Below are 25,875 nucleotides of genomic sequence, written 5' to 3' on the forward strand. Positions count from 1 at the left end.
GGATCATTGATGAACTGAATAAAATCGTTGCCGCCCGAAAGCCATCCGAAGGATTCCTGTTGCTTGAACAAACCGGATTGCTTGAATTGATTTTTCCTGAGTTCCATAATCTCAAAGGGGTGGCGGTTATCGATAAGAGAGGGCATAAGGACAATTTCTACCATACCCTGCAGGTACTTGACAAAATATCAGGAATGTCAGATGACCTCTGGCTCCGTTGGGCTGCCATTATGCACGACATTGCAAAGCCGGTTACAAAAAAATTTGTAAAGGGTCATGGCTGGACTTTTCATGGTCATGAATTCATTGGTGCCAAAATGGTGCCGGAGATATTCAGACGGTTGCACCTTCCGCTGGGAACCAGCATGAAATACGTCCAGAAACTTGTACAACTCCACCTTAGGCCCATCGCGCTTGTTGAAGAGGAGGTTACCGATTCGGCAGTACGCAGGCTGCTTTTCGAAGCCGGTGATGATGTGGATGATCTGATGACTTTGTGCGAAGCGGATATCACTTCAAAAAACGATGAAAAAGTAAGGCAATACCTTTCTAATTTCCAGCTTGTACGGCAGAAAATGAAGGAGATCGAAGAGAAGGATGCTGTGCGAAATTTTCAGCCGCCTGTTGATGGGGAACTGATCATGAAGACATTTAATATAGGCCCCTGCCGTGAAGTAGGAATTATTAAAACCACAATAAAAGACGCAATTCTTGACGGAACCATCCACAACAACTTCGAAGAAGCGTATACGCTAATGATGAGTAAGGGAAGGGAATTGGGATTGAAGAAGAGTAGGGAGTAGGGAGTAGGGAGAAGGGAGTGCCAAAGTGCGTCATTGCTTCGTCGCATTACTTATTGACTATAATCAGAGATTTGTCCGGCTCCTCGCAATGACGATTGGTTTGTTATTCCAGTAAACTCATCAGTTCCTCCGTATCGCTTGTTTTAAACGGATTGTTGTTGTTTATAAAACTCTCGGCGAGGTGTGATTTCTTTTCCTGAAGAAGATGAATTTTTTCTTCAAGAGTGTCTTTTGTAATGAACCGGTATACAAACACTTTTTTCTTCTGTCCCATCCTGTGTGCCCTGCTCAGTGCCTGCTCTTCAACGGCCGGGTTCCACCAAGGATCAAGAATAAATACATAATCAGCCGATGTAAGATTTAACCCGAATCCTCCCGCTTTTATTGAAATGAAAAACAGGTGGACGTCCGGATCGTTCTGAAAGTTATTGATGACAGTTTCACGCTGTTGCTGCGGAGTTTCACCGGTAAGGAAAGCATAACGGATATTGTTTTCATCACAATACCTTGTATACAGTTCAAGATGTTTCACAAATGATGAAAATATAAGCGCTTTGTGACCTTCGGCAATCAGGTTGTGAATATTGTCGAGTATCACATCGTGCTTTCCTGAATCGTCATGATACATATCATCTATAAGCACCGGGTGATTGGCAACCTGGCGGAGTTTTGTAAGCGATTGAAGAATCATGAATGATGATTTTTCAATTCCCTGCTGCTTAATATTGTCAAGTATCAGGTTCCGGGCTTTTGATTTTTCGGTCTCATAAAATGCCTGCTGTGATTCCGACATTTCACAGAAAATCATTTGCTCGGTCATGGGTGGCAGCTCCCGGGTTACCTCACTTTTTGTCCTACGGAGGATAAAGGGTTTGATCAGCGTTTGCAATATGCGCGCCTGTTTTTCATCACTGCTCTTTTCAATGGGCATGACAAACTGGTTCCTGAAAAATTCAAAACTTCCGAGAAGTCCGGGATTCAGGAAATTCATCTGTGACCAGAGGTCCGTCAGCGAATTTTCTATTGGCGTACCTGTCAACACAAGTTTATGAGAAGAAGACAGGTTTACGATGGATTTGTAGGTTTTTGAATGAGGGTTTTTAATCACCTGGCTTTCATCCAGTATGATGTAAAGGAAATCATAACATTTCAGTGAATCCAAATCGTTGCGGATTAGTCCGTAGGATACGATAATCAGGTCGAACCGTTCGTAATAATACTGAAAGGGTTTCCTGTTCTGCCCTCCATAAAATCCGGTTTTCAGTTCAGGAGCGAAGCGTACTGCTTCATTGATCCAGTTATGCACAAGGGTGGAGGGTACAATGATGAGTGTGGGTTTTGCTTTTACAGTGGCAACATCCGGTGAATCGAATATGGTAAGCTGCCTCTCAAATCGGGAACTGGCAGGACCGCAATATCTTTTACGTTCATTGTTTACAACCTGCTGAACAAGCGCGAGGGTCTGAAGGGTTTTTCCAAGTCCCATATCATCTGCCAGGCATCCTCCGAAATCATTCAGGTATAATTTCCACATCCAGCTGAAGCCTTTTTTCTGGTAATCCCGGAGATCGGCCTGAATTTCATCAGGAACTGCCTGTTCCTCTAAAACAGCAGTTTCAAGCCATTTCTTTAGTTTGCCGGTGTATGAGCCTTCAATTCCTTTAAGGCTTTCTTTCAGCAATGGAAAGTGCTGCTTGTCGATCTGCAGCTGACCGCTGTTCTCCCGGGCAAAGGAGAATAGATCCTTAAACCGTGCAAACCACTCCTCGGGCAGAATCACAATTCTTCCATCGGGCAATTCAAATTCGCGTCTTCCTTCGAGTATATAAGCCCTGAACCTGATAAACGGTATTTCAAAATGATCGAGCTGAACCACTGCCTGGATATCAAACCAGTCGCTCTTGTTTTCCGATACCTTCAGCTTAAGCTCAACGTGTTTCAGGTAATAAGGATGCACCGGGCTTTGCTGAACTTCTATACCATTCCTTCCCAGTGACTCGGCATTAAAATTCAGCCAGTTCACCAGTTCATAGGTAACAAGGATATTGTCTGATTTTTTTAGGCGCAGGGGTGTAAAGGATGACGCATCCACATTGGCAAGGCCGAGTTCAAGCAAGGAAGAGATCACCTCATTTTCATATTCAGGATTGCGGTTAAGCCTTTTAAAATCGATTTCATCATCTTTTTCAGTAAGCGTTACAAGTAAATCCGATTTTTTCCCCGCATAATATTCAATTTTTTCACTGTATCGGAATCGCAGCATCAGAACGGGCAGACCTGAAATTCCGGTTTCAATCGATAACACCGGCTTCGGTTTTAAATGCAAATCGGTGACAGTGAAGCCTGAAGCATTTACCTTATACTTTTGAATAACCGTGGTGGCAAAAGTTTCAAGAAATTTGCGTTCAGTTTCCTTTCTAATGCTGATTGACTTTTTTTTGAAAAAAGGAAGCAGTTTCTTTCCATCTATATCATCAAACTGAAAAATCCTGTTCTCAAGCACAAGGCAGCAGGGATCATTGGTGAGTACAAATCCTTTTTTGCCTGTGAGACTGATACTTTCATCATTGTAACTGATCGTCAGAAAATACTGGATTCCTTCGCTGTTCCTTATAAAATTGAAAACCGCATCGGCAATGTCTTCCTGGAGCCACAGCCTGTCGGTATCGTAAATATTATTGTGCTGCTTTTTCTGGTATACCGGGATTTCAGTTCCCGAAAACAGTTCTATACAACGATTCAATCTTCTTTCAATATAGGGGCGAACCTGCGTTTCAAATAACTTCTCGTCAACCGAAGCCAGGAAATCCTGGGCACTGATCTTTTTTTTCGAAAACACTTTAAGAAGCTGGGTATCCGAATATTCTTCAATAATCTTTATGAGCCTGATTTCCTCAGGTTTAAGAAACAGTTCATATTGCTTCAGGTTAGCTATTGAAAGCCTGTCTGTTACTGTATAATACTCCCTGTTCTGGCTGAGCAGTATAACAACAGGGTTGAACAATGGTCCTAAAATTCGGTGGTTGGTAAGCGTTAACGCAAATTTCCCTTTCATACTACAAAAATGGATAAAAGAACCCTTTTGACGAAATTTTCTTCCATTTTACTTTTCAACAGGAACTAAACTACCCCACCTCGACGGGGTATATAATCCCTTCTAAAAGGTATGCCTGTTAAGGTTTACAAAGTTTCAAGCTTTTATAATTACGAACAGTAAATGATTTGGTGATAAAAGTTTGTCTATGAACAAATAAGCCTGAATTTTAACCCAAAAATGGGACCACCTCGACAGGGTGGGGGTACCCTGTCGAGGTGGGGTTGGGCCCAAACCTCAAACCGCAATTCTTTCTATATTTACATATGCGTTCATACATTAAAACATACCTGTTCCTGCTATTCCTGTTACCTTGCGGAGTAACGGACAGCCAGGAACTCCCTTATGCCCGGGAAATAGTTAATACGCTTGCCTCACCGGCATTTAAAGGCCGGGGTTATGTGCAAAACGGCAATAAAAAATCGGCAAACTATATCATTCAACAATACAAAAAATCAGGGCTGAAAGCTTTTCAAAACGACTACCGGCAGCCATTCGGAGTTTCGGTAAACACTTTTCCGGGCCGGATGATGGTTTCGATTGGTAATAAGCAACTGGTTGCCGGGAAAGATTATTTGGTTGACCCTGCCTCACCTTCTGCCAGGGGAAGCTTCGGCCTTTTTGTTATTTCAGGCAAGGAATTGACCGATAGCGTAAAACTGAAAAAAGCCATTGATGCCGGCAAAGGTAAATTTCTTGTCATTGATGACAGAGGCTCGGGATCATATACCCATGAAAATGCAGCAAGGGTTTCTGAAGCGCTACTGTATCTTAAAACCGGCAAGAACCTCAACCTTGCCGGGATAATCATTCATACCGCCGGAAAACTTACCTGGAGCATATCAGGTGTCCGGATTCCCCATCCGGTTATCGTCGTAGGTCCTGCAGTTGAGATTTCTGAAAATTCAATCCTCAGCCTGGATATTGAATCCGAATTGGGCCAATACACAACGGCGAACGTGGTCGGTTACCTGCCCGGAACCGCCGTTCCGGATTCATTCCTTGTTATCACGGCTCATTATGATCATCTGGGCAAAATGGGAAAAGACACGTATTTTCCGGGTGCCAATGATAACGCCAGCGGTGTGGCTATGATGCTGGCTCTTGCCCGGTATTTCAGCAGCCACCCTGCCCGGTATACTGTTGTTTTTATGGCATTCACAGGTGAAGAAGCCGGTCTCCTGGGATCCCTTTATTATGTGAATCACCCGTTTTTTGACCTCAGAAAAATACGGTTCCTTGTTAATTTCGATTTGGCAGGAACCGGGGATGACGGAATCAAAGTTGTTAACGGTACTGTTTTTCCCGGGCAGTTCAAATTGCTAAGGGATATAAACGATGGCAAAAACCTGCTGAAATCTGTGCAGGTAAGGGGTCCGGCCTGCAACAGCGATCATTGCCCGTTTTATTCAAGAGGGGTTCCCTGTTTCTATATTTATACTCTTGGAGGTATTGATGCTTATCATGATATTTACGATAAGGCAGAGACTTTACCTCTGACAGAATTCAATGATTATTTTAATCTGATGGCTGAATTTTTTACGAAGGTTCGGTGACACAGTCAATAGTCCGGATTATATTTGTTAAACCATTTGCGATAAATACCAATGCAACTCAGTAATTGTGGAACAGCGCTGTTTGTGAACAATATTGACGTTTCCAAAAAATTCTGGTGTGATGTTCTGGGTTTAAAGATTGACCTTGATTTTGGTAAAAATGTAATCCTTGAATCTGGTCCTACTTTATGGGAGATAAGAGAAAGTCATATTATACCTCAAAGGCTTAGTCTTGAAAATACACGCAACCAATCATACTGCCGCTTTGAGGTTTATTTCGAAACTGAAGATATTGATGCTGTTTTCTCTGCTTTAAAACAGCACAATATAAAATTTTTGCATGAATTGCACGAAGAACCCTGGGGACAGCGAACTATACGGTTTTTTGACCCGGATAACCATCTTATCGAAATTGGCGAAGCTATGCGGCAGTTTGTGATGCGATTTCATAATCTCGGGTACTCTGTAAAGGAAATCACTCTTAGGACATCTATTCCTGAATTCCAGGTAATTAACCTAATACAATCCTGAAACCATGAATATAAAACAAGCATTTCTGATTTTAGCCGTATTGCTGTCGTTGATTTCCTGCACGCCGAAGAGTTCTGAAACGATCATTCCGTCTGAAGAATTCCGTTTTCTTGAGTATGATGTTGCTGCATTATCCCAGGGCTATCGCGACGGAAAATTTACCATAACAGACGTTATACAGGCTTATCTTGACCGGATTGATGCCATCGACAAAAATGGACCGCAATTGAATTCAATTATTGCTATAAATCCGGATGCGCTTGAAATAGCAAAGAAACTGGACAAAGAATTCAGGGAGGGCAAAATCAGGGGACCGTTGCACGGCATACCGGTTATTTTGAAGGACAATATTGATACCCATGATAAAATGCCATGTACAGCGGGTTCAAGGGCTTTGAGAAATTCGTTCCCGCTCCAGGACAGCTATGTCGCAAAAAAGCTTCGTGAAGCCGGCGCTGTTATTATTGCCAAGGCAAACCTGAGCGAATGGGCCAATTTCAGGGGTCAGCTATCAACAAGCGGGTGGAGTGGATTAGGTGGGCAAACAAACAATCCCTATGATCTTTCACGCAATCCGTGTGGCTCAAGTTCGGGTTCGGGGGCGGCAGTTTCTGCCAACCTCACAGTGCTTGCAATCGGCACTGAAACCAATGGTTCTATTGTTTGTCCCTCCAATAACAATGGCATCGTTGGTATTAAGCCTACAGTCGGCCTGATCAGCCGGTCAGGAATTATTCCGATATCGTTTACCCAGGATACTCCCGGTCCTATGGCCAGGACTGTCAGAGACGCGGCAATCTGCCTCGGTGCTCTTACAGGAGTTGATTCCACTGATACAAGAACGCTTGAAAGCGCAGGAAAATCGTATACTGATTATAGCCAGTTTCTTAATAATGAAGGATTAAAGGGCAAGAGGATCGGACTTTTCACAGGGACTTTCGGAAAAAGTTTTAAAGTGGATTCAATAATGATGGCAGCTGTAAGGGATATGAAAAGACTGGGAGCTGAAATCATTGAAATCAATAATATCCTTGATAATAAGGCAGAAGATGCTTCTTTCCAGGTAATGCTGTTCGAGTTTAAAGACGGACTGAACCACTATTTCTCGACGCTCGGTGAGAAAGCCCCGGTTAAAAATGTTGATGAGTTGATAGAATTCAATAGGAAAGACAGTGTTGAACTTTTGTATTTCGACCAGATATACCTTGAAATGGCTGCGAAGAAGAAGGATCTGAATTCTGCTGAATATAAAGCAGCCCTGGAAACTATGATGAAATACAGCCGCCAGTTAGGGGTAGATAAAGTAATGGATGAAAACAGACTTGATGCTATTATTTCAGAAACCGGGTCACCGGCCTGGGAAACTGATCCTGTAAACGGTGATTTCTTTCTTCTGGGAAGTTCATCCCCGGCTGCCCTTTCAGGATATCCCAGCATCACAGTTCCTATGGGAAATATTGATGGTTTGCCTGTAGGTATATCTTTTACCGGAAGAGCATGGAGTGAACCCGGTCTGATAAGTATTGCCTATTCTTATGAACAGGCTACGAAACACAGGCAAATTCCTTCTTTTATGCAATAACAAATTTTAAACATACCTGTTATTCATTATAAATCCTACAGTATGAAGCTTCGCTTAGTATACCTGGTTCTTTTTCATGTAACATTAGTATCGGGCCTTGCAGCCCAGGATTATTCAGGTCTGGAAAAAATTGAACTGAAGGACAAAGAATCGTGTTCAAAAAATGAAGACAAGGTTATAGAATGTTGTGATTATATCCTGAACAGTCCGATTAACCTTGTTGAAAAGGATGAAAACCGGATGAATGCCGTTAAGTTTATCATGAGATGGATGGATCAGACGCCCGATTATAACTTTTCGCTGGATGAAAGCACAGCAAAAGTAATCAATACCACACCTTCACTTCTTGGTGTGATGCTGGCATCCATGGCACAATATGCCATAAAAAAGAAAACAGATGATGCAAATGACCTTAAATACAATTCGTTTGTAACATTTATAAAATATTGTGAGAATCCGGAAAATAAAGTGAGTCTTGATGACGAACTGAAAGAACTTATTAAAGCGAAACATGAAAACAATCTGAAACAATACCTTCAGATTAAAAGTGAGGGTGTTATTGCGATGCTTTAAGATTTATTATCCTATCTTTAGCATACAATTCAATCACTCTATCATGAAAATCTTTCTTGTTGTTTTATTCTCAGTCCTCATACTGGGCTGCAATGGAAGAAAAACTCCTGTAACAGCAGTCAGCGAGGAAGATTCCGATATGGCGTCTGCTGAAGTTCCCGATACGCTTGTTGTTGAACAGAATATGGTAGTATTCTGGTGGCCCGACAGCACTCAACAGGTTGCCATGAAAAATAGCCTCGATGAGATTTCATACAGGAAATTTGTGGACGATATGACCTGGTATAATGAAAGGGCCATCCAGATGCTTGATTCATTCAGGATTGCAAGCAAAATAACCGACAGGGATGTGATCGTATTTAAAGCTGGAGGTATAAGCAAGGTCACTATTGAACGGGATGAGACCAAAGGCAATATGGTGTTATTCCGTGAAAATAAGGAGCCCTTGATCACATCGATGAATAATTTCAACCGTAAAGAAGTCATTTCATTTTTTAAATAATTCTGCAAAAAAGACAATGAAAGCATTGTCAATATGTATCCTGGCCTTGCTTTTAGTTTCCTGTGCCAGGAAAAACCAGATAGAAGGCAATCCTGCCGCATCAACAATGGATGGATCAGTCTTTTCAGGTATTCTTCCATGTATTGATTGCAAAGGGATTGCTGTTGTTATCAAATTGAAAGGCGGAAATTTTGAAATTGAAACCGAACATCCTGATTCATCAGGCGAGATAAACCGGTCAAAAGGAACTTACGAAATAAAAAGAAACACGCTTTTTTTACTTCATGCAGATTCTCTTGATATTCCCCTTGTTTATTCAATAAATGAAAGCTCACTCACTCCGTTGGCTTTGAAAAATAAGCAGGATGGAAATTACATGCTAAAAAAAATCACAAACCAGTTACAGGAAATAACCTGGATACCGGTTGAACTCAATGGAAAGAAGATGATCATTGATACAACCGCGCAGCGTATGCCTCATTTGATCTTTAAGATATTGACTAATTCGGTTACCGGAAACGGAGGTTGCAATAGCTTTAGTGGCAGGTATGAGTTAAAAGCCAATTCAATCCGTATTTCACGGTTGATTTCAACAAAAATGGCCTGTGAGAGAATTCAGTTTGAATCAATATTCATGATGGCTCTTGGAGACTGTGACAACTTCAAAGTCAGAAACGACACACTCCTTTTAAACAAAGGTGAGTTTAACCTGCTGAAGCTTTACCACAAATTATAGTTATGTTCCGGATTTACTCTTTCCTTTCAGTATTGTCCGGTTTAATTCTGTTGTCGGACACTGTGACCGCACAAAATACAGTCGAAAAAGATTTAAGTTCTTCTTTTAGTCAACATGGAGTAAAAGGTTGTTTTATACTTTATAATACTGAATCTGACACCTGGATTGAATACAACAGGTTGAGCTGCGATTCAGGTTATATTCCTGCTTCCACCTTCAAAATCCCTCATGCCTTAATCGCTCTTGAAGAAGAGGTTGTGACCGACACAAACCAGGTAATCAAATGGGACGGTCATGAATGGTTTATTACAACCTGGAACCAGGATCAGACGCTTAAAACCTCATTAAAATACTCATGCGTGTGGGTTTATACAGGTTTTGCACAGCAAATGCCGATTGATACCTATTACCGGTATGTCCGTGATTTCGACTATGGCAACAAGGATCTCAGGGGCCCTTCCGACCGTTTCTGGCTTGCCGGTGCATTCAGGATCAGCGCCAGGCAACAGGTTGAATTTCTCAGGAGATTTTATAATTATAACTTGCCGGTAAGCAAACGTTCTGTCGATCTTGTAAAAGGCTGCATAGTGCTTGAAAGAACTCCGGCATATATTTTAAGTGGTAAAACCGGAAGCGGGATGCTTTCCGATACGGACTACATAATGTGGCTTGTAGGGTATGTTGAAAAAGAGGGCCATACCTACTTCTATGCCATGAATTTCAGGTCAAATGATTGGGAAAAAACTGCGCCTCTGCGATACGATATTGCTAAGGAGATTTTAAGGGAGCTGAAAATCCTCTGAACTTCAACACCGAACACCGAACACTGATTTACGATTTCAGAAGTTACCGCAAACCTCAAACCCCAAACCTCAAACCTCAAACCCCAATCATCAAACAATGAAAGAATGATTATATTCGTTATTCGAAATTTCATTTTTTCAGGATGATCCGATCATTTAGAAATCTGTGGTTTCTGTTATTGATTTTTGCAGGAACGGCTGTACATTGCCAGGTTAAATTGCCGTCGCTTATCAGTGACGGGATGGTTTTACAACGTCAGGCACCTTTAAGGATCTGGGGATGGGATACCGGCGGAAAATCGGTTTCAGTTGAAATGGACGGTAAAACGTTGCAGGGAACCGTAAATGATAAAGGTTTGTGGGAAGTTGTATTTCCTGCCATGCCAGCAGGAGGCCCCTATAAAATAACTATTTCCGGCACAAGTTCCGTTATCGTTAACGACGTCCTTATCGGCGATGTATGGGTGTGTTCAGGCCAGTCGAATATGGAACTGAACATGCGCCGGGCAAGTCCCATTTACGGCCCTGAGATAGCTGCTTCTGAAAATAATTTCATCCGTTATTTCACTGCACCGCAATCATACAATTTCATTGAACGTGTTGTTGATTATAAAGGTGGAAAGTGGCAGAAGACAAATCCGGAAACAGTACTGAATTTCGGTGCAGTGGGTTATTTCTTCGCCCGTGAGATCAACGCAAAATATAGTGTACCGGTTGGCATAATCAACACTGCCATTGGCGGAACTCCTACCGAAGCATGGCTCAGCGAAGATGCGATCAGGGATTTTCCTGATTATTATAACGAACTGCAGCGGTTCAAAGACCAATCACTTATTGATCAGATTGAAAAGGATAACCGCGAAAAACCTATGGCATGGTATAAGGAATTGGGTCGCAAAGACGCAGGTTATCTTGATCCGCAGAATAAATGGACCAGCCCGGATTTGAATACATCCGGATGGGATGTGATGAAGGTGCCCGGTTACTGGGCATCCACCTCCCTGGGCGCCGTTAACGGGGTGGTCTGGTTCAGAAAGAAATTTGAAGTGCCCTCGGATCTGGCTGAAAAAGCAGCAAAACTCTACCTGGGAAGAATAGTGGATGCCGATTCGGTATTTATTAACGGATCTTTTGTGGGTACCACAAGCTATCAGTATCCTCCCAGGCGCTATGAAGTGCCGGCCGGAATATTGCATGCCGGACCCAATACCATTGTTGTAAGGATCATCAATAACGGCGGACAGGGGGGATTTGTGCCTGACAAGCCCTATGAACTGGTATCCGGTGATGGTAAAATTGACCTCGCAGGCGACTGGCAATTCAGGCTTGGTGCATCAATGAAACCTACACCGGGAGGCATCACTGTTAAGTATAAACCGGTCGGACTGTTCAATGCCATGATATCACCGCTGCTCGCCTTTCATATCAAAGGCGTTCTTTGGTACCAGGGCGAGTCAAATACGGACCGGTCGGCCGAACAGAAGAAAATATTTCCTGCTCTTATAAATGACTGGAGAAAAAACTGGAACCAGGGCGATTTTCCGTTTTTGTATGTGCAATTGCCAAATTTTATGGCATCACGACCGGAACCTTCTGAAAGCAACTGGGCTCTTTTCAGGGAGGCGCAGGCATCCGCTTTGTCTGTTCCAAACACCGCTATGGCAGTGGCTATCGACTTAGGAGAATGGAATGATATCCATCCGCTCAATAAGCTTGATGTGGCCAAACGTCTTGCCCTGGCTGCAGGAAAGGTTGCCTATGGTGATAGAAATGTCTTTTCTGGCCCTGTGTACAAATCGATGAAAATCAAAGGCAACAGGATCATACTCGATTTTGCATCCAAAGGAAGCGGATTGATGGCCAAAGGTGATTCAACTCTCAACCAGTTTGCCATCGCGGGAAGCGACATGAAATTCACCTGGGCCAGGGCAATGATTACAAATAACAAAGTGATTGTTTGGAATAATGACGTAAAAACTCCGGTTGCTGTACGGTACGCCTGGGCGGATAATCCGGCCGGTGCCAATCTTTATAATAAGGAAGGACTTCCTGCAGCACCATTCCGGACTGACAACAAGTAAATAACTGATTCAAAATGGAATACTACGAAAAATCTGATCATTCGTCCTTCAAGCGTTACTGCAAAACGCTTGAATTAAAAAACGATCCGGATCTCATTAAGCGATACAGGGAGGTACATGAAACCAGGAACAGCTGGCCTGAAATACCCCGGGGCATAAGGGAAGTCGGCATAATTGACATGGAAATTTATATCGACGGGACAAGACTTTTTATGATCATGGACACGATACCCGGTTTTGATCATGATAAGGCAATGGCTGAACTGGCTCAAAAACCCCGTCAGAAGGAGTGGGAAGCCTATGTTTCCGCATTTCAGAAAACAAGTGCTGAGGCCACAGCTGATGAAAAATGGCATTTGATCGAAAGAATTTTTAAGCTACCCTGATAGCAACTAACCTGTTAATAAACCACTTTAAACACATTATAAAAGTTCATTTATGAGAAGACTACTACTTGGAATGATGCTGGTTGCCCTGGCATTATCATTTTCTTCAAAAGCTGCCGTATTATCCTGGAAACAGGAAAATAACCAGGTAAGCTTCAGGCTTGATAATGGCCTGATGATTGTGAAAGTATGCGCCGACAACATGGTTGAGGTAAAATACACTTCGTTGCCCCTGTTCCTCGACAAGCAATCACTTGTTGTAACAAATACCTGGCAGAATTCACCCACATTTACATCTGTTGACAATAAAAACCAGGTGGTGATCACAACCGGTAAAATGAAGATCCTTGTCGACCGGCAGACCAGTGCAGTTACTTTTACCGACCTTCAGGGAAATATTATTCTGAATGAAGCCGGTGCACAGGGAAAATCGATGACTCCCGCGACAATCGCCGGAATTTCAACCTACATATGCAAAACGGTTTTTGATTCACCCGCAAATGAAGCTTTGTACGGACTGGGTTGCCATCCTGAGGATTCCCTTTCGATTAATTATAAGGGCCGCAACCAGGATATGGTCATCCGTTATATGACCGGATCCATCCCTGTACTGCTTTCGACACGCGGCTACGGCCTGATGTGGGATAATTATTCTGCATCAGCTTTTTACGGGGCTGAAAACAACAATACGCAATACCGCTATGAATCGGAAAGCGGCAGTATGGTGGATTATTATTTCATGTATGGTCCTGAATTCGACCAGATCATTGCCTCTTACCGCAAGGCCACAGGCGAATCCCCCATGTTCCCGAAATGGTCATTCGGGTTATTCCAGTCACAGGACCGCTACCAGAGCCAGAAAGAAGTGCTTTCAGTTAAGGACAATTACCGCAATAACCGTATCCCGGTAGATTGCATTGTTCAGGACTGGTTTTACTGGGAACCTAATGTGATCGGCTCTCATGTAATGTGGCCTGCCCGTTATCCCGATCCGAAGGCCATGGTTGATGAGCTTCATAAAGCCAATCTTCATGCCATGATATCCATTTGGCCTGTGTTTTCAAAAGGACCCAAAACCTACGAGCAAATGGATAATTCAGGAGGAATGACCGATATTCAGTGGGACAATGTAATGACTCATATTAAGGATAATTATTATGATGCCCACAGTGAACAGGCACGGTCGCTTTACTGGAAACAGGCCTACGACAGCCTTATTGGCCGCTATGGATGGGATGCATGGTGGGTTGACCAGTGTGAGCCCGATAACGGCAACCAGCTCGATCTCCGGAGGCAAAGTCATTTTGCTATCGGCAGAGGTATTGATTATATGAATACTTATTCCCTGATGCATTCGCAGGGATTATATGAAAACTGGAGAAGAGACATTCCCGAAAAAAGGGCCTTCTTCCTGATCCGCCAGGCTTTTGCAGGTCAGCAGAGAAATGCAGCTACTTTATGGTCTTCGGATATCACCTGTACCTGGAATGCATTCCGCAACCAGGTACCGCAGGGAATAAACGCATGCGTTTCAGGTATCCCTTACTGGACATCGGATATAGGCGGCTATCATTTTCACTGGATGCCACCCGACTGGTCAACACCCAATAACCGTGAACTGTTTACACGCTGGTTTCAGTTTGGTACATTCAGTCCCATATTCAGAATACATGGAAAAGGCGAAAGAGCCATCTTTTCAAAAAACTGGGATGAGCCCACCAGGGCAATCCTGATGAAATATGATAATTTGAGATACAGACTTCTTCCTTATATTTATTCATTAGGATGGAAAGTAACCAGCGAAGGTTATACAATCATGAGGTCGATGGCATTCGACTTTAGAAATGACGAGGCAATAAGGTCCATTCCCGACCAGTATATGTTTGGATCTGCATTCCTTGTGAACCCCATCACATGGCCCATGTATTCAACCGCAAATGCCAATTCAGTTAAGAAAGTAAGAAAAGTGTATTTACCGGCATCAACCAAATGGTATGATTTCTGGACAGGTAAACTTATTGAAGGCGGCCAGACAATTGATGCCGCTGCACCCATTGAAACCATTCCGCTTTACGTTAAAGCAGGATCAATTGTGCCCATGGGTCCGTACCTGCAATATGCTACAGAAAAGCCTGCTGATCCTATTGAAATAAGGATTTATTCCGGAGCTGATGCCCGGTTTGTCCTTTATGAAGATGAGAACGATACATACAATTATGAAAAGGGACGTTATTCCACCATCACATTTACCTGGAATGACAAACAACAAAAACTCACTATCGGAGAACGCAAGGGTGAATACAGCGGAATGCTGACAAACCGCACGTTCAATGTAGTTTGGGTAGGGCCGAAAAGCGGTACAGGAATTGAACCTGCTGCCAAATTTAAAACGGTGGCTTATGACGGTAAGGAAACTTCAATCACCCGGTAATTATTAAAAGAAAATGAAAAGCATTGTTGTATTCCTGTCGGTCATCCTGTTCGTTTCCTGCAGTAAACAAAAGGTTCCGCATAATACGGTTGTCGATTTGACTGGTACCTGGCAATTTGCCACGGATACAGGCAACACCGGAATCAGTGAAAAGTGGTTTGCACTAAACCTCAGCGATTCCATTCAGCTTCCCGGAACCACTGATGAAGCTAAAAAAGGATTTCTGAACAGGGATACAACAACCATGCACCTTAACCGGAAATACAGGTATGAGGGACCGGCATGGTACCGGAAAAAGATTGTCATTCCGGAGGAATTGAGCGGCAAACATATCGTACTATTTATGGAACGGACGAAGCCGTCGATGGTTTGGGTTGACGGTATCGGTGCCGGGGATTCAAAATTACTGCAGACTCCGCAGGAATACGACCTGAGCCGGCTGCTGACTCCCGGTGAACACGTTCTGACAATCCGCATCAACAACGATCTGAAGCTTACACCCTACGGAAATGTCCATATTTATTCCGACGACACCCAAACCAACTGGAACGGGATAATCGGAAAGTTTCAGCTCCAAATCTCCGATCCGGTATATATAGCCGATTTGCAGGCCTACCCGGATATTTCCAAAAAGAAAGTGGATGTGAAACTCCGGGTGAACGGCCTGAAATCGGAGGGAGACATTACCCTTTTTGTAAGACGCCGCTTTCACGGAAATTTGAGGCTGCTTCACACAAAGCATTATAAGGCGGCTGATTCGGTTATTACGATTGATTATAACCTGGGCAAAGAATGTCAGTTTTGGGATGACTATGATCAGCCTGTTTACGAACTTACTGCCATAGTAACAGCGGGGCAATATGCCGACAGCCGGACAATTCCTTTCGGCATGCGGAAATTTTCAGCCAACGGAACACAGTTTGAGATTAACGGTCGGACTACTTTCCTGCGGGGAAAACATGATGCCTGTGTATTTCCCTTAACAGGCCATCCCCCGATGGATCCTGAAGGATGGGTGAGGGTGTTCCGGATTGCCAAATCATATGGTATCAATCACTATCGCTTTCATTCATGGTGCCCTCCGGAAGCGGCATTTACTGCTGCTGACAGGCTTGGAATTTTTATACAGGCTGAATTGCCTTTCTGGGGCGGATTAGAATCGGACTCCATTGCTGACAGGCTTAAGGCCGAAGGAATGGCGATGCTGAAACGTTATGCCAACCATCCTTCCTTTGTTCTTTTCTCCAGTGGAAACGAGATATGGTCGGGTCATGAAAGGGTTGAAAAAAATCTGCAGGCATTCAAAGACGCGGATAACAGGGTGTTGTATGCTGCGGGATCCAATAATAACATCGGTTACAGGGAGCCTCCGGCGATAGCTGACTTTTTCGTGGCAGCCCGCACTCCATCCAATGGTGACACTGTTCTTACGCATACACGGCTTACCCATGCCTTTGCCGATTCGAAAGACGGGGGAATATTGAATACCCAAACCCCATCGACTGAAATTAACTTCGATTCGGCTGTTTCGCGAATCCGAATACCCATGATCAGTCATGAGATCGGTCAATACCAGGTATTCCCTGATTTCAAGGAAATTGAAAAATACACCGGCGTACTTGAGGCCCGAAATCTTGAAGTTTTCAGGAAACGACTTGAAAAGTCGGGTATGATGGATCAGGATGTCGATTTTCAAAAAGCTTCCGGTGCCTGGTCTGCCCTTTGTTATAAGGCCGAAATGGAAGCGGCTCTCCGTACAAAAGGCCTTGCAGGCTTTCAGCTTCTCGATCTGCAGGACTTCCCGGGTCAGGGTACTGCGCTTGTCGGTATTCTTGATGCTTTTATGGATGATAAAGAAGTGATCGTCCGCGAGAGTTGGCTGCAGTCGTGCAATGATGTGGTGATTCTGCCTGAATTTCAAAAGTACTGCTGGAAATCGGATGAGACTTTTCATGGCGTTGTTTTTGCGGCCAACTATTCGAACCGCAACCTGGACGATGCGCTTATATGGCAGCTTGTAAAGAAGAACGGTGAAGTGTATGCTTCAGGCAAGATTAAAAATCTGAGTGTCAAAAATGGTGGCCTGCAACATCTTGGTGAATTGAATATTGATTTTAAGTCAATCAAGAGCTCTGAACAACTCACATTGAATATCCGTCTCAAAAAATCAGGCTATTCCAATTCCTATCCATTGTGGGTATATCCCTCGGAACAGGTCATACAAAAGGATGATGTTGTTATAGCTGAAGATTATCTTGATGAAAACGCTTTGTTGACGCTTGGCTCGGGTGGAAAGGTACTGTTGTTTCCTAAAGCAAGCCCTTCAAACACTTATGGGGGTTTATTCCCGCCTGAATTCTGGAATTTCGGGATGTTTAAAGGAATCAGTGAGTGGGCGAAAAAGCCGGTTTCTCCCGGCACTCTAGGCATTCTGACTGACCCGGACCATCCCGCATTAAAGTTATTCCCTACAGAAAAATATACTGACTGGCAGTGGTTTTCGATCATTAAAGCCGGCCATCCGGCAATACTTGACAATACCCCGAAGGAATACAAGCCCATAGTTCAGGTTATTGATAACCTGGAAAGGGACCACAAACTGGGCCTTGTCTTTGAGTTTCGCGTGGGTGAGGGAAAGCTGTTGGTTTGCATGGCTGACCTGCCTGCATTGTCGGATAAGCCTGAAGCACAGCAATTATACGGTTCTCTTGTCAGTTATATGAAATCCGGTTCCTTTAAACCGGGCTTCACTGCTGATGAGTTACTTTTAAAATCACTTTTTCAATAAATAAAATTATGATCCGGATTTGTTTATTTTTCTTCTTCGCCGCTCTGTTCCTGAACATATCTGCACAATCACGTCACAAATTATGGTATGACAAGCCTGCTGAATATTTCGAACAAAGCCTTGTGCTTGGCAACGGAAAAATGGGAGCCTCTGTTTTTGGCGGCACTGCCACCGACAAAATATACCTGAATGATATCACACTTTGGTCAGGAGGACCTGTTAACCCCAATATGAATCCGGAAGCATACAAGAGCATCCCGGCGATACGTGAGGCACTTAAGAATGAAGATTACAAACTTGCGGATGAACTGCAGCATAAGATCCAGGGGAAATTTTCAGAATCGTATGCTCCCCTTGGAACCGTGTTCATTGATTTCAATACAAAAGACGGGGTTGAAAACTATCGCCGTGAACTGGACATTTCTGAGGCAATATCCCGGGTAAACTATACAATAGGGGATGTTCACTTTACAAGGGAGTATTTTGTTTCATGTCCTGCCCGGGCCATGGTGATAAAACTCACTGCCAGTCAGAAAGGTGCCCTTAGCTTCAATTTAAAATTCAAATCCCTACTGAAAAATAGCGTGAGCACAGGCAATGGTGAGATCTATGTCACCGGCCATGCACCTGGTGTTGCCAAGCCCAATTACCTTGGGGATATGAAGGATGCTGTAGTTTTTGACGAAAACGCAGGCACCCGGTTTTCAACCTATGTTGTGATCCGCAATAATGACGGGCAATTGGTAAAAACCGACAGTACAATTGGAATTGCAAATGGAAGTCATGCAGAGGTGATTATATCGGTGTCCACCAGCTTTAACGGTTTCGATAAGGATCCGGTGAAGGAGGGCCTCGATCATAAGAATATTGCACTTAACCAGGTATTGGACATAAAAAACAAGTCATACAAAAAGCTACTGGAGGAGCATATTACCGATTACCAGAAATATTTTACCCGGGTGGATCTAAACCTGGGACCTACAACGGCGCCTGATCTGCCTACCGATCAGCGGTTAAAGAGATATGCCAAAGGTGAAGAGGACAAAAATCTGGAAGTGTTGTATTTTCAATACGGCAGGTACCTGCTAATCAGCAGTTCAAGAACAAAGGGTGTGCCGGCCAACCTGCAGGGCCTATGGAATCCTTATATCAGGCCGCCATGGAGCTCTAATTACACAATAAATATAAATCTTGAGGAAAATTACTGGCTTGCCGAAAATACGAATCTTTCGGAAATGCATGCTTCCCTGCTTACTTTCATTCATAATCTGTCCCAAACGGGCCAGGTGACAGCAAAAACCTTTCTGGGTGTGAATGGCTGGATGGCTTGTCACAACTCGGATATCTGGGCAATGAGCAATCCTGTCGGAGATTTTGGTAACGGAGACCCGGTGTGGGCAAACTGGTATATGGGCGGTGCATGGCTGAGTACCCACATGTGGGAACATTATCTTTTTACGCAGGATACAGATTGGCTCAGGAGCACAGGATATCCCCTGATGAAGGGTGCAGCGGAGTTTTGCCTTGGATGGCTCGTACCGGATAAAGAAGGTAAGCTCATCACAGCACCTTCAACCTCTCCTGAGAACAAATATGTGAATTTCCAGGGATATCATGGCGCTACATTGTACGGTGGAACCGCTGATCTGGCTATGGCACGGGCCTGTCTTCAACAGGCTGCTGATGCTGCAAAACTGCTGAATGCCGATCCGGAGTTTGTTTCAAAAGTTGATGCTGCAATCAGGCAGTTGCATCCTTACACGATTGGAAAAAATGGAAACCTTCAGGAATGGTACTATGACTGGAATGATGAAGACCCTAAGCACAGGCATCAATCCCATCTTTTCGGCTTGTATCCCGGTCACCAGATATCGCCCCTTATAACCCCCGAACTGGCCGATGCCTGCAGAAAAACTCTTGAGATCAAAGGTGATGAAACAACGGGCTGGTCGAAAGGCTGGCGGATAAACCTGTGGGCAAGGCTACAGGACGGCAACCATGCTTATAAAATGTACAGGGAACTTCTGAAATATGTTGATCCTGATGGCATGAGAACCAATTATGGTGAGGGCGGCGGAACTTACCCGAACCTGTTTGATGCCCATCCTCCTTTCCAGATAGATGGTAACTTCGGAGGTGCGGCAGCGGTTGCTGAAATGCTGCTTCAGTCGGGCGACGGGATAATCACTCTTTTACCTGCCTTACCTGATGCATGGAATGAAGGTTCAGTGAAAGGACTTTGCGCACGCGGTGGCTTTGTTGTTGATCTGAAATGGAAAGATCACAAGCTCACCGAAGCGCTTATCACAAGCAAAGCAGGCAATCCCTGCAAAGTTATTACCGCACCGGGTAAATCAATTGACCTGAATTTAAATAAAGGAGAAACGCACCTGATTACAATTCAATGAAAAAAAAGGGAGTCATTGTCCTTGACTGCGGTGCAACGAATGTGAAGGCCTGCCTTGTTGATGAGGAAGGACAGGTTGTAGCAACGCATTCCATTGTAAACAAAGTATCCCCTGATATTTTTTTTGAAGATGGCCTGATTTGGGATGCCGGTGAAATACTCGCAAAAATGGTCCGTTGTGTCCGGGCTGTGACGGCCGTTTCAGAAAACGTTGAGATCACCGCTCTTACAGTTACCTCATTCGGAGTGGACGGAGCCCCGGTGAAAAAAGACGGCTCATTATGCTACCCAGTGATTTCATGGCAATGCCCCAGAACCCAAAATGCCATGCAACATAGCGGCCGGTATTTCGGAAAGGATGAGCTTTATTCAGTAACCGGTCTCCAATCATACCATTTCAACACGCTTTTCAAATTGATCTGGTTTAAGGAAAACAGGCCTGATGTGCTGGATTCGATGGATTTCTATTTGCTTATGCCTTCCATTATTATTCACCGCCTGACAGGTGAATTCTGCACCGACACTACCATGGCCGGAACTACAATGCTCACTGATTTGCGAAAACGAACCTTCAGCACTGAAATTCTTCAGAAGTTCAGTCTGGACCCATCCGTTTTTCCGAATCTCATTGAGCCGGGTACCTCCATTGGCAGGTTGTTACCTGAGATAGCCGCTGAAATGCGACTTAACCCTGGTATTCCAGTTATAGCTTCAGGACATGATACTCAATTTGCCGTACTGGGCTCAGGTGCAGGCATCAATCAACCGGTAATCAGTTCGGGCACATGGGAAATTCTAATGGTCAGGGCCATGGAGCAATTCATAACAATGCCCGGTGCTCAGTCGGCCATTACTATGGAATGGGATGCTGTTCCGGGTGTGATTGATTTGGGTGTGCAATGGGTCGGATCAGGCTTTCTTGAATGGATCAGCCGACTTATTTATAGTGATTTTGCCGGCAATTACAATGCTATAATTGAGGAATCATCAGCAATTGCCCCGGGATGCAATGGACTGACAATAATTCCCGAGATATTTACAGGAGGTTTATCCGGAAAACCTGGATCCATCTCAGGTTTCACAAATGAAACCGGTCGTGCCCATATCTACAGGGCAGCTCTCGAAGCACTGGCTTTTTATGCGCGGTTCGGCATTGAGCAGTTGCAGCATTCAGGAGGATTCAGCTCCACCTCCATTATCTGCACCGGCGGCGGATCAAAAAACGCCTTATGGAACCAGATAAGGGCCAATGTCACCGGTATGCAGGTAAACGTTCCGTATGTCACAGAAGCTACAGCGCTTGGTGCCGCCATGGTAGCCATGACCGGGGTAAATATATTCTCCTCACTTACCGAAGCGGTTGATCACATGCGATGCCCGATGACACAATACGATCCGGATCATACTGTGGCATTGTATGATTCTTTATACAAAAACTATCGGAAAACAGTACTCTCCGGAAGGTGAAATTGCGAATTGATCAAATTGATGTAAATTCGTTGTCTGAAACCGAAACAATCCCGGAATGAGGATATTGATAGTTGAAGATGAGCCCAAAGTGGCTTCCTTTATAAAAAAGGGCCTCGAAGAGAATAACTTTGAGGCAGAAATTGCCTATGACGGCATTTCGGGTGAAAAACTTGCCAGGCTGTACAGGTATGATATGTACATACTTGATGTAATCATCCCCGGAATAAGCGGACTGGATCTTTGCCGAAAACTGAAACAGCACAATGAAAATATTCCTGTACTCATGCTTACGGCGTTGGGAACAACGGATGATAAAATTATGGGTTTTGAAGCAGGAGCTGAAGATTACCTGGTTAAGCCTTTCGAATTCAGGGAATTGCTGGCCCGTGTAAAAGTGTTATTGAGGAAAGCTGAACAAATGCCGAAAGAAGCCAACAAGCTGGTAGTCGGAGATTTGGAGCTGAATATCGATAATAAAATTGCCACCAGGGGCAATGTTTCAATTGAGCTCACAGCAAAGGAATTCATGCTTCTGCAATATTTTATGCGCAACAAGGGAAGAGTGCTTTCACGAAACGATATTGCGGAAAATGTGTGGGATATTGATTTTGATTTCGGAACCAACGTGGTGGATGTGTATGTCAACTTCCTCAGGAAAAAGATTGATAAAGGTTTTCCGACCAGGCTCATCCATACGAAAGTAGGTTTCGGGTATATTTTCGGAGAATAGCTATGCAGATCAGAACCCGCCTTACTCTTCAGTTTCTTTTGATCGGGGGTTTCATTATGATTATGGCTTCCGTGGCGATCTATTACCTGTCGGCCGATTACCGCCGCGACACGTTTTATGATCGTCTCAGGAACAAAGCACGCATGACGGCTAGCCTCATCCTTGAGGATAAAATGATATCGGCCAAACGACTTGAAGAACTTGAAAGAAGGACTCCTGTTAAGCTGAACAATGAAAAGATCATCATTTTAGATGTTCTGGATGACACTGTGTTCACAACGGACAGAAAAAATGAAATCCACCTGCGTTATGATGTACTTGAAAATGCGCGGCAGGGCAGGGAGGTGACCTATAAAGACGGAGTGAATGACGTATTAACCAGCACCTACAGAATAGATCATGATCAGTACGTGGTCATTGCGGCTGCAGTTGATATTGATGGTTATTCCTACCTGGGCAGGTTAAAGATCATTCTGATATCTGTTTGTTTGTTCAGCCTTATCCTGTTTTATTTTGGGGGACGCTACTATTCTGAAAGGGCTTTGAAACCAATTTCCGATGTAATTTCCCGGGTGGATGAAATAACGGTTACAAGCCTTAATCTTCGTGTCAGGGAGGGAAACGGCAAAGACGAGATCGGCCGGTTGGCCAAAACATTTAATCGAACGCTGGAACGACTTGAAACTTCTTTCAGCATGCAGAAGGATTTTATCTCGAATGCCTCCCATGAACTCCGCACTCCGCTTACTTCAATCAACGGTCAGCTTGATGTGTTGTTAATGAAAGACCGTACTGTTGAAGAATACAAAACTGCCATCACATCGGTTTTTGAAGATACAAAAGCCATGATCGACCTGGCTAACGGATTACTGCTTATTGCCAGGACAAGTGCTGAAAGTCCGGTGAACTTCAAAAAAGATATCCGGATTGACGAGATTCTTTGGCAGGCAAGAGAAGATATTATGCGATTCAATAAAGACAGGCATATCAACATTTCGATTGATGAATCGATTGAAGATATGGAACAACTGATTGTCAGCGGGGATGAATTCCTGCTGAAGACTTCCGTAATTAATATAATCGACAATGCCTGCAAATACTCTCCTGATCATACTGCAAATGTATTATTGAGACGCGAAAACAATCTGGTTTCTATTCTTGTGGAGGACCGGGGCATTGGAATTTCAGAAGAGGACAAGAAGAAAATTTTCGAACCCTTTTACAGGGGGGCGAATGCCAAGACCTACAACGGAACGGGAATAGGCCTTTCACTCGTAAACCGGGTTGTGAAAATGCACAACGGTCATATCGAAATCACCTCAAAAAAAGGTAAAGGAACTATAGTATCCCTGTCTTTTCCTACTTCGGGAAATGCCTAAAATTAATAGCCTTTTAATTTGCTTTTAATCCGGTTTTAATACCGCTGTTGTATACTTGTTACGCATGGTTACACAAGTCGGTTAAAGACTTACATAAATTTGAAACGTTCTTTCGACAATTAAGAAATTAGGGTTTAAGGAGTATAGGTAAGATCTGTATGCTGAATGATAGTTTAAGAAAACAGATCTTGCCTGTGCAACCTTAAAATTCGAATTGTCAATCATTTTATCATAGCTGAGAATTACAAAAACTTGATATATTTACGGCCCTGAAATAACTATGTCTTTCAATGTCACTCTCCTGAATCGAAATCTTATTAACTCTAAAGGCTAAATCATATGGCACGTAAAGTATCAACACAGGTTTTTTATGCCCTGGCCTCAAATTTACGGCACACCTTCTTCATTTTAATCGTTGTTTCCGGTTTGAATGCCTGTCATTCCGATAACCGCAAACTTACTGTTCCAACTGCCAACCAGGATTATTTCCAGGAAATCGGTCAAAGCATCGGTCTTGATTTTGTTCATTCGATCGGTGGACCCGAACTGAACAACATCGTTGAATCGAGCTGTGGCGGAACCACTTTCCTCGATTATAACCAGGATGGTTTTATCGACATTTATGTCTGCAGTGGCACGTGGGTGGAAGGTTTCACCAAAAGTGAAAAGCCGGAAGTGATGCCGCATAATCATCTTTACAGGAACAACGGTGACGGTACCTTTGAAGATGTAACAAAGAAAGCCGATGTGGGCGGTCCCTGGTACAGTATGGGAGCTACAGCCGGCGATTTTAACAACGACGGATACCCCGATCTGTATATCTGCAATTACGGCTATAACGTACTGCTCCTGAATAAAGGCAATGGTTCTTTCACCAACGTAACTGAGAAAGCCAAAGTGGCCGGAGATCATACCTGCAGCGTGGGTGCTGTCTGGTTCGATTATGATAATGACAGCTATCTTGACCTGTATGTAGGGAATTACCTCGAATTTGACCCGAATTATAAATATTATTACGCTCCTGACGGATTCCCGCCACCCATGGCCTATGATGCCGAACCAGATGTATTATATCACAATAACGGTGACGGAACTTTTTCGGATGTAACTGCCGCTATGGGTATTGTGGATGAAGATGGGCGTTCAATGGGTGTTGGCGCTGCCGATGTGGATAACGACGGTTGGGTTGATGTGTATGTTGCCAATGACCATACCCTGAATTACCTGTGGCATAATGAAGGCGGAAAGCATTTCACCGATATCGGTACAAAATCAGGAACGGCTTTCAGCCAGGGTGGTGAAGCTACGGTGAGCATGTCGGTTGATTTCGCCGATTATAATGCCGACGGGATGCTTGATATTTTTGTATCAGACGATACGTATTGTTCACTCTATGAAAATATGGGAAATGGCGTATTTTCCGATAAAGCAATGCCTGCAGGTATTTCATCAGCCGCCGCACAATTTGTAGGCTGGTCTTCCTCATTCATTGATTTTGATAACGACGGTGATGTGGACATCTACAAGACCAATGGTGCACTGAAACATCTTTACGGCCATGAACCCCAGTTATTTGAAAATCTCGGCGATGCCAAATTCAAAGATGCTTCTCTTGACCTTGGCGAATTCTTCAAAGGCGAATATGTTGGCCGTGGCACCTGTATCGGCGATTATGACAACGACGGCGACCTTGACATATTTATCGTGAACCTCAATGCTCAAAGCAAATTCCTCAGGAATAACAAGGGGAATCAGAATAACTGGCTCATCATCAACCTCACCGGCACAAAAAGTAACCGCGATGGTATAGGCGCCAGGGTGTCTGTTACATCAGGCGGAAAAACCCAGGTCACTGAAAAGAGAGGCACTGTAGGTTATTTATCTCAGAATGATCCCCGGTTGCACTTCGGATTGGGTAAAAATAATGTCGTTGAGAAACTGGAAGTCAGGTGGCCTTCAGGAAAAGTCCAGACTCTCGAAAATGTAAAGGCCAACCAGATTCTCCAGATTAAGGAACAATAAA

At 43.8% G+C, this 25,875-nt stretch carries 18 protein-coding genes; 17 read left to right on the forward strand and 1 reads right to left on the reverse strand.

All coding sequences use genetic code 11. The features are described 5' to 3' along the window. The coding region (locus VK179_09350; protein HLO58934.1) for an HD domain-containing protein at positions 1 to 803 on the forward strand (803 nt) is incomplete at its 5' end. Positions 804 to 906: 103 nt separating this feature from the next. Here the strand turns inward: VK179_09350 and VK179_09355 are convergent. Further along, on the reverse strand, positions 907 to 3,858 hold the full coding sequence (locus tag VK179_09355) for a DEAD/DEAH box helicase (GenBank protein ID HLO58935.1): 2,952 nt from the start codon (positions 3,856 to 3,858) through the stop codon (positions 907 to 909). A gap of 305 nt (positions 3,859 to 4,163) precedes the next feature. Here VK179_09355 and VK179_09360 point away from each other — a divergent pair, with 305 nt between their 5' ends. The 16 genes from VK179_09360 to VK179_09435 all read left to right on the forward strand — a co-directional run bounded on the left by VK179_09360 (position 4,164) and on the right by VK179_09435 (position 25,874). Next, positions 4,164 to 5,453 (forward strand): M28 family peptidase, encoded by a 1,290-nt coding sequence (locus tag VK179_09360; protein ID HLO58936.1) that lies wholly within the window; start codon positions 4,164 to 4,166, stop codon positions 5,451 to 5,453. A gap of 51 nt (positions 5,454 to 5,504) precedes the next feature. Continuing rightward, positions 5,505 to 5,984, forward strand: coding sequence for a VOC family protein (locus tag VK179_09365; GenBank protein HLO58937.1), 480 nt, complete (start codon positions 5,505 to 5,507; stop codon positions 5,982 to 5,984). A gap of 4 nt (positions 5,985 to 5,988) precedes the next feature. Next, positions 5,989 to 7,566 (forward strand): amidase, encoded by a 1,578-nt coding sequence (locus VK179_09370; protein ID HLO58938.1) that lies wholly within the window; start codon positions 5,989 to 5,991, stop codon positions 7,564 to 7,566. 42 nt (positions 7,567 to 7,608) lie between these two features. Continuing rightward, positions 7,609 to 8,139 (forward strand): hypothetical protein, encoded by a 531-nt coding sequence (locus tag VK179_09375; GenBank protein HLO58939.1) that lies wholly within the window; start codon positions 7,609 to 7,611, stop codon positions 8,137 to 8,139. Positions 8,140 to 8,182: 43 nt separating this feature from the next. Beyond that, positions 8,183 to 8,641 (forward strand): hypothetical protein, encoded by a 459-nt coding sequence (locus VK179_09380; GenBank protein ID HLO58940.1) that lies wholly within the window; start codon positions 8,183 to 8,185, stop codon positions 8,639 to 8,641. A 16-nt stretch (positions 8,642 to 8,657) separates the two neighbouring features. Further along, entirely contained in the window at positions 8,658 to 9,377 is a 720-nt protein-coding gene (locus VK179_09385) for an META domain-containing protein (protein HLO58941.1), read from the forward strand. A 2-nt stretch (positions 9,378 to 9,379) separates the two neighbouring features. After that, the gene (locus VK179_09390) at positions 9,380 to 10,180 is read left to right on the forward strand and encodes a penicillin-binding transpeptidase domain-containing protein (GenBank protein HLO58942.1); all 801 of its coding nucleotides are present in this window, start codon (positions 9,380 to 9,382) and stop codon (positions 10,178 to 10,180) included. 143 nt (positions 10,181 to 10,323) lie between these two features. Further along, positions 10,324 to 12,261 carry a sialate O-acetylesterase gene (locus VK179_09395; GenBank protein ID HLO58943.1) on the forward strand — a complete coding sequence of 646 codons (1,938 nt, stop codon included), beginning with the start codon at positions 10,324 to 10,326 and terminating at the stop codon, positions 12,259 to 12,261. 14 nt (positions 12,262 to 12,275) lie between these two features. Then, positions 12,276 to 12,647 carry an L-rhamnose mutarotase gene (locus VK179_09400; GenBank protein HLO58944.1) on the forward strand — a complete coding sequence of 124 codons (372 nt, stop codon included), beginning with the start codon at positions 12,276 to 12,278 and terminating at the stop codon, positions 12,645 to 12,647. A gap of 52 nt (positions 12,648 to 12,699) precedes the next feature. After that, the gene (locus tag VK179_09405; GenBank protein ID HLO58945.1) at positions 12,700 to 15,078 is read left to right on the forward strand and encodes a glycoside hydrolase family 31 protein; all 2,379 of its coding nucleotides are present in this window, start codon (positions 12,700 to 12,702) and stop codon (positions 15,076 to 15,078) included. 13 nt (positions 15,079 to 15,091) lie between these two features. Further along, on the forward strand, positions 15,092 to 17,866 hold the full coding sequence (locus tag VK179_09410) for a hypothetical protein (protein ID HLO58946.1): 2,775 nt from the start codon (positions 15,092 to 15,094) through the stop codon (positions 17,864 to 17,866). Positions 17,867 to 17,874: 8 nt separating this feature from the next. Further along, positions 17,875 to 20,274 carry a glycoside hydrolase family 95 protein gene (locus tag VK179_09415; protein HLO58947.1) on the forward strand — a complete coding sequence of 800 codons (2,400 nt, stop codon included), beginning with the start codon at positions 17,875 to 17,877 and terminating at the stop codon, positions 20,272 to 20,274. After that, positions 20,271 to 21,740, forward strand: coding sequence for an L-fuculokinase (gene fucK / locus VK179_09420; protein HLO58948.1), 1,470 nt, complete (start codon positions 20,271 to 20,273; stop codon positions 21,738 to 21,740). The genes VK179_09415 and fucK overlap by 4 nt, the downstream gene beginning before the upstream one ends. Positions 21,741 to 21,798: 58 nt before the next feature. After that, on the forward strand, positions 21,799 to 22,473 hold the full coding sequence (locus VK179_09425; protein HLO58949.1) for a response regulator transcription factor: 675 nt from the start codon (positions 21,799 to 21,801) through the stop codon (positions 22,471 to 22,473). 2 nt (positions 22,474 to 22,475) lie between these two features. Next, a complete protein-coding gene (locus VK179_09430; protein HLO58950.1) occupies positions 22,476 to 23,852 on the forward strand; it encodes a HAMP domain-containing sensor histidine kinase in 1,377 nt (458 codons plus the stop codon). Between the two features lie 339 nt (positions 23,853 to 24,191). Then, the gene (locus VK179_09435) at positions 24,192 to 25,874 is read left to right on the forward strand and encodes a CRTAC1 family protein (protein HLO58951.1); all 1,683 of its coding nucleotides are present in this window, start codon (positions 24,192 to 24,194) and stop codon (positions 25,872 to 25,874) included. Position 25,875: the final 1 nt, after the last annotated feature.

It is taken from the genome of Bacteroidales bacterium (assembly GCA_035299085.1).
Lineage (GTDB): Bacteria > Bacteroidota > Bacteroidia > Bacteroidales > UBA10428 > UBA5072.

Coding starts and splice junctions, on each gene's coding strand:
- VK179_09435 (HLO58951.1), top strand. CDS start 24,192: ATGGCACGTAAAGTATCAACACAGGTTTTTTATGCCCTGGCCTCAAAT.
- VK179_09390 (HLO58942.1), top strand. CDS start 9,380: ATGTTCCGGATTTACTCTTTCCTTTCAGTATTGTCCGGTTTAATTCTG.
- VK179_09375 (HLO58939.1), top strand. CDS start 7,609: ATGAAGCTTCGCTTAGTATACCTGGTTCTTTTTCATGTAACATTAGTA.
- VK179_09400 (HLO58944.1), top strand. CDS start 12,276: ATGGAATACTACGAAAAATCTGATCATTCGTCCTTCAAGCGTTACTGC.
- VK179_09385 (HLO58941.1), top strand. CDS start 8,658: ATGAAAGCATTGTCAATATGTATCCTGGCCTTGCTTTTAGTTTCCTGT.
- VK179_09425 (HLO58949.1), top strand. CDS start 21,799: ATGAGGATATTGATAGTTGAAGATGAGCCCAAAGTGGCTTCCTTTATA.
- VK179_09415 (HLO58947.1), top strand. CDS start 17,875: ATGATCCGGATTTGTTTATTTTTCTTCTTCGCCGCTCTGTTCCTGAAC.
- VK179_09355 (HLO58935.1), bottom strand. CDS start 3,858: ATGAAAGGGAAATTTGCGTTAACGCTTACCAACCACCGAATTTTAGGA.
- VK179_09410 (HLO58946.1), top strand. CDS start 15,092: ATGAAAAGCATTGTTGTATTCCTGTCGGTCATCCTGTTCGTTTCCTGC.
- fucK (HLO58948.1), top strand. CDS start 20,271: ATGAAAAAAAAGGGAGTCATTGTCCTTGACTGCGGTGCAACGAATGTG.
- VK179_09370 (HLO58938.1), top strand. CDS start 5,989: ATGAATATAAAACAAGCATTTCTGATTTTAGCCGTATTGCTGTCGTTG.
- VK179_09365 (HLO58937.1), top strand. CDS start 5,505: ATGCAACTCAGTAATTGTGGAACAGCGCTGTTTGTGAACAATATTGAC.
- VK179_09360 (HLO58936.1), top strand. CDS start 4,164: ATGCGTTCATACATTAAAACATACCTGTTCCTGCTATTCCTGTTACCT.
- VK179_09430 (HLO58950.1), top strand. CDS start 22,476: ATGCAGATCAGAACCCGCCTTACTCTTCAGTTTCTTTTGATCGGGGGT.
- VK179_09395 (HLO58943.1), top strand. CDS start 10,324: ATGATCCGATCATTTAGAAATCTGTGGTTTCTGTTATTGATTTTTGCA.
- VK179_09405 (HLO58945.1), top strand. CDS start 12,700: ATGAGAAGACTACTACTTGGAATGATGCTGGTTGCCCTGGCATTATCA.
- VK179_09380 (HLO58940.1), top strand. CDS start 8,183: ATGAAAATCTTTCTTGTTGTTTTATTCTCAGTCCTCATACTGGGCTGC.